Below are 14,845 nucleotides of genomic sequence, written 5' to 3'. Positions count from 1 at the left end.
ACTACCAAAACTGGTTAGGTGAAGGTTCATCCGCAATTCGTAATTTGTGGCCGGAATTAAATAATCATTATGCACAACACCATATTAATCACCGGTGGCGCAGGATTTATCGGGTCTCATGTAGTGAGGCTTTTTGTAAAGAACTATCCTCATTACCAGATCGTTAATCTGGATGCGTTAACCTATGCCGGTAATCTGGAAAACCTGAAAGACATCAAGGATAAGTCTAATTACACCTTCGTGAAGGGCGATATCACTGATGAAGCGTTCATTGATGAACTGTTTGCTACCTATAAGTTTGATGGTGTGATCCATCTGGCTGCTGAGAGTCATGTAGACAGGTCCATCATGGACCCGCTGGCCTTTATCAGGACCAACGTCATGGGGACTGCCGTGCTGCTGAATGCTGCCAGGAAATACTGGAAAGACAATTATGAGGGCAAGCTGTTCTATCATGTGTCAACCGATGAGGTATATGGTAGTCTTGGAGCAGAAGGTCTCTTCACAGAAGAAACCGCGTATGATCCCCGTTCACCTTATTCTGCATCTAAAGCCAGTTCAGATCATTTTGTGAGGGCATATTACCACACTTATCATCTGCCTGCTGTTATATCCAATTGTTCCAATAACTACGGCTCAAATCATTTCCCGGAAAAATTAATTCCGCTGGCTATTCACAATATCAAGAACAATAAGCCGGTACCAGTATATGGTAAAGGTGAGAACGTACGTGACTGGCTGTTTGTGGAAGATCATGCCAGAGCAATAGATGCTATTTTCCATAAGGGCCGCGTAGGAGAAACCTACAACATCGGTGGCTTCAACGAATGGAAAAATATTGACCTTATTAACCTGCTGTGCATCATCATGGACAAGAAACTCCAACGTGCACCAGGTACTTCTGCTAAACTGATCACTTTTGTAAAAGACCGCGCGGGTCATGACCTGCGTTATGCTATTGATGCCACGAAGCTCAATAAAGAACTGGGCTGGGAGCCTTCCCTCCAGTTTGAAGAAGGTCTGGAAAAAACAGTGGATTGGTACCTCGCCAATGAAGAATGGCTGGAACATGTAACCAGCGGAGCGTACCAGGATTATTACAGTGAGCAGTATCAAAAGAGATAATTATGCCTTTTACCGAAACAGGGATCCCCGGGTTGCTAGTATACGAACCCAGGGTATTCAATGATAGCCGTGGCTATTTTTTCGAAAGTTACAGCGCGCAAACCTTTGAACAGCAGGGATTACATCTGCCTTTTGTACAGGATAACCAGGCCCGTTCCACCTACGGTGTATTAAGAGGATTACATTACCAGCTGGAGCCATATGCGCAAACAAAGCTGGTGAGAGTACTGGAAGGAAAGATCATAGATGTGGCTGTAGATATCCGTAAAGGCTCTCCAACCTATGGTAAAGCCTTCACCATAGAACTGACCGCTGAAAATAAATTACAACTGCTGGTGCCGAAAGGCTTTGCGCACGGCTATTCCGTGATCAGTGAAACTGCAGAAGTAATGTACAAATGCGATAACTTTTATCATAAAGCCAGTGAAGGAGGTATTATCTATAACGATCCGGCACTGAATATTGACTGGGGTATTGACCTGGCGGATGCGATTGTATCTGAAAAGGATATCGTGCTGCCTACCCTGGAAAATTGTACGCATAATTTCGTTTTCAATCCAAATAAGTAAATGAAAAATATTCTGGTAACCGGCGCCAATGGCCAGCTGGGACAAGCATTGAAAAAGATCGCTGCGGATTATCCCGGGTTTTCTTTCCTGTATACCGATTTCAATGAGCTCGATATTACCAGTGAGGAAGCTGTCAGCAACTTCTTCTCACAGCAGGAAATACATGCCTGTATCAACTGTGCAGCGTATACTGCGGTAGACAAAGCAGAGAATGATGAGGAACTCGCCTTCAAACTGAACTTCGAAGCCGTATTAAACCTCGCAAGTATCTCTCAGCGGCACAACGCACAGCTGGTACATATTTCCACTGACTATGTGTTTGACGGCAAACAGAACGTGCCTTATACAGAAACTGACGACGCCAGCCCGACCAGCATCTACGGAAGCTCCAAACTGCGCGGCGAGGCTGCTGCTATAGACGCCAACCCGGATACCATCGTGATACGTACGGCCTGGCTGTATTCCGAATTTGGTGTCAACTTCGTGAAACGTATGCGTGAGCTGATGCAGGAGAAAGAGCACCTGAATGTAGTATTCGATCAGGCGGGCACTCCCACCTATGCGGTAGACCTGGCAAAAGCCATCCTGAACGCCCTGACCAAAGTATGGGATGCTCCAGGCAATTATGGCGGGGTGTATCATTTCAGCAATGAAGGGGTGACCAGCTGGTATGACTTTGCAGTAGCTATCCGCGAACTGACAGGTGCATCCTGTACAGTAGCGCCTATTACTTCTGACAAGTACCCTACTCCGGCAAAAAGACCGGCTTACAGTGTCCTGAACAAACAAAAGATCAAAGATACTTTCGGCTTACAGATCCTTCACTGGCGTGAAAGCCTGAAGGAATGCCTCAAAAACCTGTAAACCGGGTTCAAAAAAAGAGACGCCCCTGCCAAGGCAGGGGCGTCTCTTTTTTATACAATAAGGTTATTTCTTTACATGGGTGATCTCCATATGACCTGCCGGTTTACCATCTTTAGACGTTTCAGTCTTAACCACACCAAAGCCTGGAGCAAACCATTCTGCCGCCGCCATATCCACCGGGATGTTCATGCTCATCATTTTCATAGAAAGGTTCATGTTATAGGTGATCTTGTAACAATCCCAGCTACCGCCGGCGGTTGTTACCTTTTCCTTACCTATTACCTTGCGGTCGGTTACTTTATATTGAAGGCTCATATCCATGCCGTTGGCATTGCCACTCATTTCAAAAGCTCCGTCCGGCAGGGACTGGCCTTCCTTCAGGTTGGCCGGGTAATTCAGAAACGCGTTCCCTTCCGATTGCATTTTCATGTTCTGCAACTGCGGCAGATTAGGCAGGGACATTTTCATATCGATCATGATCTCGCCGCCATCACATTTGAACTTCCCTTTTCCTGAAGAAATGGTCTTTCCTTTTGCGTCTTTCAGGGTAGACGTAAAATCGGATACACTGGCAGCGCCTTCCTTACTGACGGACAGTACGTTGTAAACATTTTTGGCCGCAGTATTCCCTTTTGCATCGAACACGGTCATTTCTACTTCTGCATTATCGAGCATATAGTAGTAGTTCTTGCAGTCCTGGGCACTTAATACATTGACTGTCAGCAACAGACATGCGATAAAAAACGAGATTTTTTTCATAGTGTAATCTTTACAGAAGATGGCGGTTTTAGCCGGGATTCATTGTACGAATTTAAGATACAACACCGTTCCACCGCATATCGTTTAAAATTCTTTTCTTACGTTTGCAAAAATTATCCCAATTAATCATGAACCTGATAGAGGAATTACGCTGGAGAGGAATGGTGCAGGATATAATGCCGGGCACAGAGGAGCAATTATTAAAAGAAATGACCAGTGCTTACGTAGGATTTGACCCTACGGCAGACTCCCTTCATATAGGTAGCCTGGTGCCTATCCTGTTGCTGGTACACTTACAAAGAGCTGGCCACAAGCCATTTGCGCTGGTAGGTGGTGCAACCGGTATGGTGGGCGATCCTTCCTTTAAAGCAGAAGAGCGGAAAATGCTGGATCTGGATACCCTGGCGCACAACCAGAAAGGTATCAAGGCGCAGCTGGAGAAATTCCTGGATTTTGATCCGGCAAAGCCGAATGCCGCTGAAATGGTCAATAACTTTGACTGGTTTAAGGATATTTCCTTCCTGGATTTCATCCGTGATGTAGGTAAACATATTACTGTGAACTACATGATGTCCAAAGATTCTGTAAAAAGAAGACTGGAAGGAGATAGCGGTATGTCTTTTACAGAATTCACTTATCAGCTGATTCAGGGATACGACTTTTACCATTTATATACTGCAAAGAACGTCAAACTGCAAATGGGTGGCTCTGATCAGTGGGGCAATATTGTGACCGGTACGGAACTGGTTCGTCGTAAAGCTAATGGCGAGGCATTTGCATTTACCTGTCCCCTGCTGAAAAAAGCAGATGGCAGTAAGTTTGGGAAGTCAGAGAGAGGCAACGTGTGGTTGGATCCTCAGAAGACCTCCCCATACCTGTTTTACCAGTTCTGGGTAAAGACAACTGATGAAGATGCCAAAAACTATATCAAAATATTCACGTTCCTCCCCCAGCAGGAGATCGACAAACTGATCGCATTACACGATCAGGATCCGGGTAAAAGACCGCTCCAGAAGAAACTAGCGGAACAGCTGACCCTCTTCGTACATGGAGAAAAGGAACTGGAATTTGCGCTCAAAGCATCTGATTTACTCTTCCGTAACGATACCGCAGATATATTAAAATCACTGACAGAAACACAACTACTGGAAATAATGGATGGTGTGCCACAGGTAGAGGTTACAACCGCTGATATTGAAGGTGGCAAAGATGTTGTCTCTTTCCTCGCCGAAACAAGCATACTACCAAGTAAGGGAGAAGCCAGGAAAATGGTGCAGAACAATGGTATCAGCATCAATAAGGTCAAAGTGACTGCTATTGATCAGAAAGTTGATACGAGTCACTTGTTGAACGACAGATATATACTCGTTCAGAGAGGTAAGAAAGATTACCATCTGGTGATAGTGAAATAAATAATTTTACAGATAAATAAGCAAGGGCTGGCAATCATCATTTGCCGGCCTTTGTTATTTAATATCTTCCCGTTGGACCTGTAACCCTATTTCACTCTATATCCAGCTCACCATGCTCTCCTTCCTGATACTTCTTCCCGGTAATAATCGACGTCAGCATATTAAAGAAGATCACCATTTTACTGGAAGAATTATCCCAGAACCAGGCCTGTTTCGTATCTACTTTCAGCAGGCATAATTGCGGATCATCAACGCCGATAGGAAACCAGGCCTCGAGCGCCGGCGTCCATAACCGCTTCATTTTCTCCCGGTCAAGGATGATAGAACCAATACCAAAAATGTTCAGATAGGTATTATGGCCCGGATGAGAGTAAATGAGGTTGAGCTCATTGTTTTCGGAGATCTGGGTGACCTTGCCCGAATATTCGTTGGAAAAAAACCAGACATTTCCATCCTTATCCACATCAACAGTGGCCATCGGTCTGGAAATGACATGTCCATGATCGTCTATTGTGGTGAACATGCATACCCGTACCTCGTTGATCAGATCGGTGACCTTCCGGATAGCATCTTCTCTTTTAAGGATTGCTCCCATTTCTTAATGTGTTTGCTATGGAACAATAAAAATTCATGCCATAACTTAAAAAAAAGCAGGGTATTGTAAGTACAACACCCTGCTTTTCAATATTTTCCTAATGTATTACTTCAGTCCGTACTTATATTTATAACGCTCGAACAGCTGTTTGTGTTTATTGTCCAGGTTGATCTCCCTGCCCTGTATAAAGGCGCGGGTTACAATACTGCTGCGCATATCCAGCAGGTCTCCGGCACTGATAACAATGTTGGCATCCTTACCTGTTTCCAGGGAACCGGTGCTTTTATCAATGCCCAGAATGCGGGCTGTATTTAAGGTTACTGCCGTCAGCGCCTGCTCTTTGGTAAGACCATAAGTGCTGGCCGTACCTGCTTCAAAAGGCAGGTTACGCTGCTGCCAGAAGCCCTCATTGCTAAGGCAGAATAAAACCCCTGCCTGCTGTAACTGAGCGGCTGTTTTATATGGCTGATCTACATCATCATCAGGCGTTACCGGCAGACTATGTGGCTGCGTGAGTACAACGGCGATATTGTTCTGTTTCAGCACATCTGCGATCATCCATGAATCTGCTCCTCCTGCAATCACTACATCAATCCCAAACTCCTTTGCGAAGTCTACAGCCACCAGCATTTCCTTTACCAGGTTACAGTGAATGAACAATTTCTGCTCTTTGGTGAACAGCTTTCTCACAGCTTCAAACTTCAGGTTCGCTGCAGTATGCTTGTCTTCCTGCAGGTAGGCCTTCGCCTCATTAAGGAAGGCGCGTACCTTACCTGTCTGTTCTGCAAATTCCTCTGCTCTGTCCTTTGTAACAGTGAAAGTACGTCCCGGTACCGAAGGGGGAGGCAACAGGCTGGGCATATAGAAATGGATCGCTCCGTCTCTCTTATAGACAGCATCTTCCCAGTTCCAGGCATCCAGCTGCACCACGGAAGATGTACCGGGTATCATGCCTCCTTCAGGCGTTACCTGTGCCAGCAGAATACCATTGGAGCGAAGGGTATTGATCACTTTTGAGTCGGTATTATAGGCTACCAGTGAATGTACAGAAGGATTGATCTCCCCTACTTCGACGAAGTCGTTGGTAGCCCTCACGGCTTCCACTTCGGTCAAACCGAGGGTGGTCAGTGGTGAAATAACGCCAGGGTATACATGTTGCCCCTTCAGGTCCATAATAGTTCCATCAGCGCCGGGAGCGGGCAGCTTATTGCCCACAGCAGTGATCTTACCATTGGAAAAGGTCAATGCACCATTCTCGAGCACCTGTCCGTTACCGACATGAATAGTTGCATTGATGATATAAATGGTCTTTCCCTGCGGCGGGGCAGGATAGATTGTTTCCTGTGCTAATACGGCTGTACAGGAAAGCGCGGCGATATATGTTAATATGATCCGTTTCATGATGTTTTAATTAATGCGTCCGGCAATTACAATTCGTTGTTCCCATCTGTCAGGCGTTGCTGATGGCCTCCCTGCAGGTCTTCACAATGGTACATTTCTTCCATGGTAGTAGCGGCTTTCTGGGTAGGTGTACCTTTTTTCTTCTCTCCCAGCATTTTCAACACCAGGCGATTACGCTCAGCACTGATGCGCTGACGCAGTTCCAGGTCTTTCTCCCTGTCGAAATAAACGATACCATCTACCAGTGTTTTGTCGGCCTTTGCATAGATGCTAAGCGGGTTGTCGCTCCAGAGTACCAGGTCGGCGTCTTTACCCGCCTTGATGCTACCTACATGCGTATCTACATGCAGCAGTTTAGCCGGATTGAGGGTAACGAGCTTCAAAGCCTCCTCTTCTGTCATGTTACCGTATTTGATGCTTTTCGCGGCTTCCTGGTTCAGTCTGCGGGCCATTTCAGCATCATCAGAGTTGATGGCAACATTCACGCCCACACGCTGCATGATAGTGGCGTTATAAGGAATAGCGTCCTGTACTTCCATCTTATATGCCCACCAGTCGGCGAAGGTACCAGCGCCTGCTCCATGCTGTTTCATTTTATCGGCTACTTTATACCCTTCCAGGATGTGCGTGAATGTATTCACATGGAAGTGGAAAGTATCTGCCACATGCATCAGCATATTGATCTCACTCTGTACGTATGAGTGACAGGTAATAAAACGTTTGCTGTTCAGGATCTCTACGAGTGCATCCAGTTCCAGGTCGCGGCGTTTGTCCGGGCCTGCTTTTTCATAATCGCGGGCGCGGGTGAATGCATCTGTTACCACCTGTTCCACCCCCATACGCGTCTGAGGGAAACGCTCCCGGGCGCGGTCGCCCCAGTTGGACTGCTTCACGTTTTCACCCAATGCAAATTTGATAAATGGATCGCTACCGGCAAACTTCAGTTCTTCCGCATCGGCGCCCCAGCGCAGCTTTATCAGCTGGCTTTGTCCGCCGATAGTATTAGCAGAACCGTGCAGCAGGTGAGACGCTGTTACGCCGCCGCTCAGCTGCCTGTAGATGTTCACGTCATCAGGATTTACCACATCTGCAATGCGCACTTCAGAGGTGACTGACTGGGTACCTTCATTCACTCCCCTGGAAATAGCGATATGAGAGTGCTCGTCAATGATACCTGCTGTAAGATGTTTGCCGGTACCATCAATAACACGGGCATTACCGGCAGGCAGGTTCTTTCCGATCTGTGCGATCTTGCCGTTACGTACCAGTACATCTGTATTTTCCAATTTACCCTCTTTCTCGTTTGTCCAGACAGTAGCATTTTTGATCAGCACGTCCTGTTGTTTAGGTAATGCTTCCCATCCATAACCATTGAAAGGGAAATAGATATTACCGATCTGCGGAGCAGTCTTTGGTTTAACTGTATCCTGTTTAGTATACGCGGCGCTGAACACTGCATTCCATTTCACCCATTTTCCACTCGTATCCAGTCCTGTACCGGTCCACTCTGTAGTACCGGCTACGCCGCTCAGACGTAGCTGAGCACCGCCTTTTTTCAGCGGGAACGCCAGTTTTACCAGCTGCCCATTGATAGTAACTGTACCAGTCAGTGTGTCCTGTTGTATGAGCGACAATGCAGGCGTTGCTGCAGTTCCTTTTAACAGGAGCGTATATTTTGTATTACCGGGATTTACAGTAAGTGTATAAGTGCCACGTACATCTTTCCAGCCTTCATCTTTTACAACATATTTTTTACCCTGTACCCAGTTCTGAAACAGTACAGTGTTCTCGTTAAAGATGGTACCGGAAGTTACCAGGAAGTTAGCCAGTTTCCCAGCCTCCAGCGAGCCTACCTGGTCATCTGCTTTTATGATACGTGCAGGCGACAGTGTTAATGCGTCCAATGCTTTTTGTTCACTGAGGCCATACTCAATAGACTTCCTCACAGCTGCAAGCAACTGTTTTACATCTTTCAATCCTGCAGCGGTAAAACAGAAAGGAATATTGGCCTTTTCAAAAGCAGCGGCTTCGGTAGGCGCCAGTTCCCAGTGCTTCATATCACTCAGCGCTACGAAGCGCGCATCGTTCGGGTCTTCGACGTCTATAGGCTGCGGAAAGTTCAACGGCAGGATGAATGAAGCTTTGGTAGCTATCATTTCGGGTATGCGCTGATATTCATTACCGCCGGCTTTGATGATATACTGCACACCAAATTCATCGCCTATCTTGTCTGCACGTAATGCATCCCATTTATCCTGTACTTCAAATATCTGTGGTAAGGAACGGTTATCATTCCAGGCCTGCAGTGTCAGGTTAGTACCTTCTTTTACCGGACGTGACTGATACCATTGAGCATCCAGGTATGTCTGGCGCAACAACGCAATGCTACCCATTAAAGAGCTGGGATAGTTCTGTGTAGAGCTTCCTTTGTCAAATGAGTAGTGAGCACTCGCTTTCTCTTTTATCAGTACCTTGTTATCACGTCCGTCTGCCAGTGTTACGAGTACACCGGTACCACGGGCAATACCATCCTGCTGATGGGAAAGGACGGTACCAAAACCTACATTCCTGAGTGCTTCTGCATTGGTACCATCCATCGTGAACACTGCCGCTGCATTCACTTCACTTTTGATGGCCTGGTTCCAGCCGTAGGCTCCTTTAGTGGCAGACAGGAACTGTACCTCAGCTCTGTAACCACCTACTGCTTTCTTCACGGAAGGTGTACCGTAATCGCTATACAGGTCTACGAAAGAGGGATAGATATATTTACCCTCACAATCAATTACCACAGCATCTTTAGGTACAGGACCGTTGCCGACACTTACAATGCGTCCATTACGGATTACGAGAGTGGCATTGTTAAGGACAGTGCCTGCGCTTTTTACAATAGTAGCTTTGACAAAGGCATAACAGCCTTCTCTGTTGTCAGCCACTCCATTCACAGGAAAGGTCTCCTGGGCCCGGGCATAGCCACCTGCAAGCAGGCCGCCCAGCAAGAGACACAGATGGGAAAGCCGCTTATGCGACGAAAAGAATTTTCTCATTTGCTTTTGTTTGACAATTTAGATTTTGGTTTCATAGTATCCCGACTATCAGAGGGCTATCAAGGCGATAATACCCGCTGAGCCTTAAAAGTAACAAATGATTAATGTGGTGTCCGCATATTTATATAGTTTTTTGATGATTGGTATTAATATTGCAGTAATTACCTATATTTAACAGGAGAACAATTCCTTTTTTATGAAAAGACATATGATCCGTATCAGTGGGCTGCTGGTTTGTCTGTTACTGGCTGTTAGCGGTACCAGCATGGCGCAGAAGGGAGACTCCACCGCAACAAAAAAGGTACGCTTCACGCCTGAAGAACGTGCTAATAAAATGAGCGATAAACTTGACCGGCGGTTGAACCTTTCCAGTCAGCAGGATAAAGATATTCATACGATCAATACCGATATAACCCGTCGTATGGAAGAGCTCAAGCATAACACCACGCTTTCCAAAAAAGACAAAATGCAGCAAATGAAAGCATTGAATGAAGAACGCAGCCAGCGTTTTAAATCAGTGCTGACGCCCGAGCAGTATAAGAAATGGAATGACTGGGAAATGAAGAAGAAAGAACAAATGGAAGCCAGAATGGATAAAAAGCAACAAAAACGTAATGCCCGCTGACATATAACGTTCTACAAACCTGCAATACAGTACGTTCTGCCAAGTTCCCAGTATACCTGGCATGATACGGACTGATTGCATTAACACCTGCATACCTTTAAGCCTCCCTGACACAGATCGGTCTTATCGTTATTTAACCTGCCCTGCTCCACTCATATCAGATTATTTTTCTAATATTATGCTCGCTGTACTGCCTAACAGCGTGTATGTTACAACACACATCTGTATAAGCCAGTTCGTTTATTACATAAAAAATTTCATGTGGATCGCCAGGATCTTTATACACAGTTTCGCCAACTATTCCAGGAATTCTATGACCCGCTTTGCAAGTATGCATTTCACCTGATAACTGACAGAGACGGCAGTGAAGATATCGTCCAGGAAGTATTTACCCGTATCTGGGAGAAACAGCAGGAAGTTATTTCATCCCCAAAGATCAGGGCTTACCTCTTTCAGGCCGTCCGGAACAGCTGTTTTAATTTCCTGGAGCAAAAGAAACGCTTTCCGGTTGCCAGCGCTGACTGGGATAACGAAGACGAAACAGCTGTCAGCTGGGACACTGCAGATGAAGCAGCAGAAGATAATCTCCAGGCCTACCGGGAATTACTGAAGAATGGGATTGACCAGCTTCCGCCCAAATGCAGGGAAGTATTTTTATTAAGCCGCTCCGGTCATCTCAGCAACCAGGAAATTGCAGACAATCTTGGCATTTCTGTCAATACCGTCAATAACCAGACCTGGAAGGCCATGAAGCTGCTCAAAGCCTTTGTACAAAAGGCCAGAATATGGGTACTACCTTTTTTTTCATTTTTTCTGCAAGACAATAGGAGTTTTTAAAAAAGTCTTGTCTTATATCGGGGATAACTTATGATACAGATACCTGAACATATCGCCTTCATCATTATAAAGCATTTACGTGCTATTCAGACCAGTACTGAAGCGGCAACGCTGCAGGCCTGGATAAGTGAAAGTGAGGAGCATGAAAAGGCCTGGCAGCAAATGGTCAGATTATGGAATGAATCGGGCAACATTCTCGGGCAGCCCGTTTTTGATACAGCCAGCGCCTGGGAAAAGCTGGACAGCTCTCTCGGCCATGGAGTACCCGTGAGACGCACGAGGGTACGCCTTATGCGACTGGCGCTGGCGGCTTGCGTCGTGGGTGTGTTAGCAGTTGCCGGCTGGATGTTCTATCAACAGCAGGATAACAGCATCCTGAAGATTGCAGCAGCCGGTGAAGGCAGCCAACGGGTAACACTGCCGGACGGCTCCCTGGTGATATTAAGGGAGGGCGCCTCTATCCGCTATCCCAAAGCGTTCAATACAAAAGAAAGATCTGTTACGGTTACCGGCGAATCTTACTTTGACGTACAGCCTGAAACCGGCCACCCCTTCCGTATACAGACGGCCCGGGCTACTATCGAGGTCTTAGGCACGTCTTTTACCATCAACAGTAATGACCATCAGGACAGACTGGTAGTGGCCAGCGGGAAAGTGCTCTTTACCGGTAAAGACCAGCATGCGGGTCAGCATATTGTTACGGCACAGCAGGACGCTGTATTGAATGAGAAGGGATTTAACATTGTACCCGTCAGAGATTCCAATTACCTGTCATGGCAGACGGGAATACTGCAGTTTGATAATACCCCGTTTGCAGATGTAGCAACAGCCCTTGCTGACTACTATAACGTGCATATAAAGACAGACAGCGTGCTGACCCGGCAACCGGAGTTATCCACCATTACCGCCAGATTCGAGCATCAGCCATTGGAACAGGTGCTGGAAGAAATTAAACTGCTGATCAATGTAAACTACCGTAAGCAAAACGACACCATCATATTCTATCAGTCACAATAAAACATCCTGTATCCTTTTTCTGAAATGCCTATATTCCGTTTTATCCTTGCCCTGGCCGGCTGCTTAATACTGTCAGAAAGCATGGCGCAGGGCAGCCTGTTGAAGACGAAGTTTTACTGCCGGGCTACCCACGGTAAAACCGCAGCCATACTTCGCGAACTATCCGGCTATTGCGGTGTTGCCATTGAGTTTTCACCATCCAGCCTGGATACTGCCAAAATACATACCCTCACAGCAGGACGGACCTCACTGGGTGCAGTACTCGACAAAATGCTGGCAGGCCAGTATGTTACCGTCACAGAAAGGAATAATAAGATCATCGTTGGTAAAGGCAGCACTCCCCTGCCCGACGGCTATCTGCAGGAAAAATATATGTTATATGGCTACATACAACAGGAAAGCGGCCTGGAGCCACTACCCTTTGCATCTGTCACCATCCTGCCTGATAACCGGACCATCCAGTCGAATGTACATGGCTTTTACAGCCTTCAGCTGCCAGCTGGCAGGTATGTACTGATGATCTCCTTTTCCGGCGCCTCTTCAAAGACAGTAACAGTCGATCTGCAGGACAATACCTCCATGAATCTCGTGCTCTCGCCCGTACTACTTCCGGAAGTGCAGGTCGATGCAGGCAATCTTCCCCGCCAGGATGCAGCAGCAAAACTGGACAGATACAAAGGAGGCATGTACAGCAATATGCTGGGAGAAACAGATCCTGTCAGATCGATGTATCTGTTGCCGGGCAATACAGAAAGCCAGGAATCGGGCGGTAAACTGCTGGTGCGCGGAGGAGAGCCGGGACAAAGTATGTTCCTGCTGGATGGCAACCCTGTATTTAATCCGGCGCACTTACTTGGCGAGGTTTCTATCCTTGGCAATACCAGCATTAAGTCTGTGCTGCAGTATAAAAATGATTTTCCCAGCCGTCTTAGCGGCGGTCTTTCTTCCATTACCGCTATCAATACGAAAGAGGGCAACATGGAACACTGGACCGGAGAAGCAGAAGCCGGGCTTAGTTCCCTCGCTTTTGCCCTTGAGGGGCCATTAAAGAAAGAACGTACCGCGATGATGGTATCTGCCAGATCGAGTTTAGGAGAGTCGGTCTATCACGACATATTCACCTATGATGCCAATTTCGGCGACATACATCTGAAGCTGACGCATCTCCTGAACAAGAATAATAAACTGATGGTCAGCAGTTATATCGGCAATGACAGGCTCGAGTTAACGCAGGACAATAGCCAGTATCTGCATCGCTGGAATAATACACTGACAACGGTGAACTGGAACAGCATTATCGGCAGGCGTGTGTTTGTGAACACTGCTTTTAACTATAGCAGTTATAATAATTACATGGCCATCATGTATACACCTCCTTTTGAAGGCGGCACTGGTGGTTTATCTGAACGCGCGTCCCTCAACAATTATTCGTCCGGCAGGCGGTATGAAGGTAAAACAGAGATCGAACTCACCACCAATGATCATCTGCAGCATTTTTTCGGAGGAAGGCTTGAACATACAACTATACGGCCTTACCGCACATTGCTTGACCGCGAGCTGAAAGAATACGCTGATGATTTCGTTAGCAGGACATCTCTTCCTTTCTCTGATCTCATGGTGTATTATGAAAGTGCAGTGAAAGCCGGCAACAGGTTCTTACTGCGGGCCGGTATCCATTTTAATGCATATCGGCATGATGGGTTTCATTACCAGTCATTTCAACCCCGCTTGTTCTCCAGTTTTGTGATCGATCAGCGGCAAAGGATCAACTTAGCCTATACCCATATCGGACAGCTGCTGCACATGATCACAAGCCCTTATACCGGCATTGACAGGGAGCTGTGGCTTCCTGCCAATACGCGGCTAAGACCAGCAGAGAACAGAATGGTCAATATCGGCTATGAATACAAAGACAACAGGTCCCTTAATATCACAGCAGATGTTTATTACAGGAAGATCAGCAACCTCGCAATGTTTGCAGAGAAGACCAATATTCTCTATAGCAATGACAGCACGGAGAAAAGCATTGTTACAGGTACAGGCTGGAGTTACGGAGCAGAAGCTGCTGTTGAAAAAAGATTTAACAAATGGAAGATGCTCCTGTCTTATACCCTATCCTGGAGCTGGCGCAAGTCTGATAGCCTGAATAATGGAGAGAAGCAGGCATACCGTTATGACAGACGCCATAATGTGAATGTGTTATTGGGCTATCGGCCTCTTAAAGGGCTTGAAGTCAGCCTGCTCTGGCATTTTCATACAGGTGATTTCATCACATTACCTGCATTGATCTCTTTCAGGCCCGAAGAAACATTTGCTGACACCAATATGGGAAGCACACCTTTCAGAGGAGCTGTGTACAACAGGATGAACCTGAACGCCAGCTACCGCATTCCTACCCGTGGCCGGTTTAAACATTCAGTGGGCAGCGGTGTGCATGCCATCATGCAATCACACGAACAATATGTTACAACCGTAGCAACGACTGCAGGAAATTACACAATGCCCTTATACCAGGAACAGCTATTCAGGTTTAACCCCTATTTCACTTATAAATTAAGCTTCTGAGTTGGTTAAGAAAAGTCCTGCACATGCGAGGC

12 protein-coding genes are annotated in these 14,845 nt (G+C 46.5%); 8 read left to right on the top strand and 4 right to left on the bottom strand.

Translation table 11 applies throughout. From position 1 onward, the window contains the following. Positions 1–69: 69 nt before the first annotated feature. Genes rfbB through rfbD form a run of 3 tightly spaced genes read left to right on the top strand, consistent with a single transcriptional unit; the run spans position 70 to position 2,558 of the window. On the top strand, positions 70–1,125 hold the full coding sequence (gene rfbB / locus L3C95_RS27695) for a dTDP-glucose 4,6-dehydratase (protein WP_236393064.1): 1,056 nt from the start codon (positions 70–72) through the stop codon (positions 1,123–1,125). A gap of 2 nt (positions 1,126–1,127) precedes the next feature. After that, positions 1,128–1,694, top strand: coding sequence for a dTDP-4-dehydrorhamnose 3,5-epimerase (rfbC, locus tag L3C95_RS27690; protein WP_236393061.1), 567 nt, complete (start codon positions 1,128–1,130; stop codon positions 1,692–1,694). Further along, positions 1,695–2,558 carry a dTDP-4-dehydrorhamnose reductase gene (gene rfbD, locus L3C95_RS27685; protein WP_236393059.1) on the top strand — a complete coding sequence of 288 codons (864 nt, stop codon included), beginning with the start codon at positions 1,695–1,697 and terminating at the stop codon, positions 2,556–2,558. A gap of 63 nt (positions 2,559–2,621) precedes the next feature. Here rfbD and L3C95_RS27680 read toward each other — a convergent pair whose 3' ends face one another. Further along, positions 2,622–3,317, bottom strand: a complete 696-nt coding sequence (locus L3C95_RS27680; protein WP_236393057.1) for a hypothetical protein — start codon at positions 3,315–3,317, stop codon at positions 2,622–2,624. Positions 3,318–3,445: 128 nt separating this feature from the next. Here L3C95_RS27680 and tyrS point away from each other — a divergent pair, with 128 nt between their 5' ends. After that, complete coding sequence (tyrS, locus tag L3C95_RS27675; RefSeq protein WP_236393048.1) at positions 3,446–4,729, top strand: tyrosine--tRNA ligase; 1,284 nt, start codon at positions 3,446–3,448, stop codon at positions 4,727–4,729. A 91-nt stretch (positions 4,730–4,820) separates the two neighbouring features. Here tyrS and L3C95_RS27670 read toward each other — a convergent pair whose 3' ends face one another. From L3C95_RS27670 to L3C95_RS27660, 3 genes are all read right to left on the bottom strand, one after another. Beyond that, on the bottom strand, positions 4,821–5,324 hold the full coding sequence (locus L3C95_RS27670; protein ID WP_236393046.1) for a pyridoxamine 5'-phosphate oxidase family protein: 504 nt from the start codon (positions 5,322–5,324) through the stop codon (positions 4,821–4,823). 105 nt (positions 5,325–5,429) lie between these two features. Next, on the bottom strand, positions 5,430–6,725 hold the full coding sequence (locus tag L3C95_RS27665) for an amidohydrolase family protein (protein WP_236393044.1): 1,296 nt from the start codon (positions 6,723–6,725) through the stop codon (positions 5,430–5,432). A gap of 26 nt (positions 6,726–6,751) precedes the next feature. Then, positions 6,752–9,769, bottom strand: coding sequence for an amidohydrolase family protein (locus tag L3C95_RS27660; RefSeq protein ID WP_236393032.1), 3,018 nt, complete (start codon positions 9,767–9,769; stop codon positions 6,752–6,754). A gap of 196 nt (positions 9,770–9,965) precedes the next feature. Here L3C95_RS27660 and L3C95_RS27655 point away from each other — a divergent pair, with 196 nt between their 5' ends. From L3C95_RS27655 to L3C95_RS27640, 4 genes are all read left to right on the top strand, one after another. Further along, entirely contained in the window at positions 9,966–10,394 is a 429-nt protein-coding gene (locus tag L3C95_RS27655) for a hypothetical protein (RefSeq protein ID WP_236393030.1), read from the top strand. 261 nt (positions 10,395–10,655) lie between these two features. Further along, the gene (locus L3C95_RS27650) at positions 10,656–11,231 is read left to right on the top strand and encodes an RNA polymerase sigma-70 factor (RefSeq protein ID WP_236393028.1); all 576 of its coding nucleotides are present in this window, start codon (positions 10,656–10,658) and stop codon (positions 11,229–11,231) included. Between the two features lie 30 nt (positions 11,232–11,261). Next, positions 11,262–12,248, top strand: coding sequence for a FecR family protein (locus L3C95_RS27645; protein ID WP_236393011.1), 987 nt, complete (start codon positions 11,262–11,264; stop codon positions 12,246–12,248). 24 nt (positions 12,249–12,272) lie between these two features. Beyond that, positions 12,273–14,813, top strand: a complete 2,541-nt coding sequence (locus L3C95_RS27640; protein WP_236393009.1) for a TonB-dependent receptor — start codon at positions 12,273–12,275, stop codon at positions 14,811–14,813. Positions 14,814–14,845: the final 32 nt, after the last annotated feature.

The sequence above is a fragment of the Chitinophaga filiformis genome (assembly GCF_021646545.1).
GTDB lineage: Bacteria > Bacteroidota > Bacteroidia > Chitinophagales > Chitinophagaceae > Chitinophaga > Chitinophaga filiformis_A.
Note: the sequence above shows the minus strand (reverse complement) of the source record. Positions and strands in the feature narration are given on the sequence as shown.

What these genes read in the sequence shown, in the direction of transcription:
- rfbB (WP_236393064.1), top strand. Translation starts at nt 70, where the DNA reads ATGCACAACACCATATTAATCACCGGTGGCGCAGGATTTATCGGGTCT.
- rfbC (WP_236393061.1), top strand. Translation starts at nt 1,128, where the DNA reads ATGCCTTTTACCGAAACAGGGATCCCCGGGTTGCTAGTATACGAACCC.
- rfbD (WP_236393059.1), top strand. Translation starts at nt 1,695, where the DNA reads ATGAAAAATATTCTGGTAACCGGCGCCAATGGCCAGCTGGGACAAGCA.
- L3C95_RS27680 (WP_236393057.1), bottom strand. Translation starts at nt 3,317, where the DNA reads ATGAAAAAAATCTCGTTTTTTATCGCATGTCTGTTGCTGACAGTCAAT.
- tyrS (WP_236393048.1), top strand. Translation starts at nt 3,446, where the DNA reads ATGAACCTGATAGAGGAATTACGCTGGAGAGGAATGGTGCAGGATATA.
- L3C95_RS27670 (WP_236393046.1), bottom strand. Translation starts at nt 5,324, where the DNA reads ATGGGAGCAATCCTTAAAAGAGAAGATGCTATCCGGAAGGTCACCGAT.
- L3C95_RS27665 (WP_236393044.1), bottom strand. Translation starts at nt 6,725, where the DNA reads ATGAAACGGATCATATTAACATATATCGCCGCGCTTTCCTGTACAGCC.
- L3C95_RS27660 (WP_236393032.1), bottom strand. Translation starts at nt 9,769, where the DNA reads ATGAGAAAATTCTTTTCGTCGCATAAGCGGCTTTCCCATCTGTGTCTC.
- L3C95_RS27655 (WP_236393030.1), top strand. Translation starts at nt 9,966, where the DNA reads ATGAAAAGACATATGATCCGTATCAGTGGGCTGCTGGTTTGTCTGTTA.
- L3C95_RS27645 (WP_236393011.1), top strand. Translation starts at nt 11,262, where the DNA reads ATGATACAGATACCTGAACATATCGCCTTCATCATTATAAAGCATTTA.
- L3C95_RS27640 (WP_236393009.1), top strand. Translation starts at nt 12,273, where the DNA reads ATGCCTATATTCCGTTTTATCCTTGCCCTGGCCGGCTGCTTAATACTG.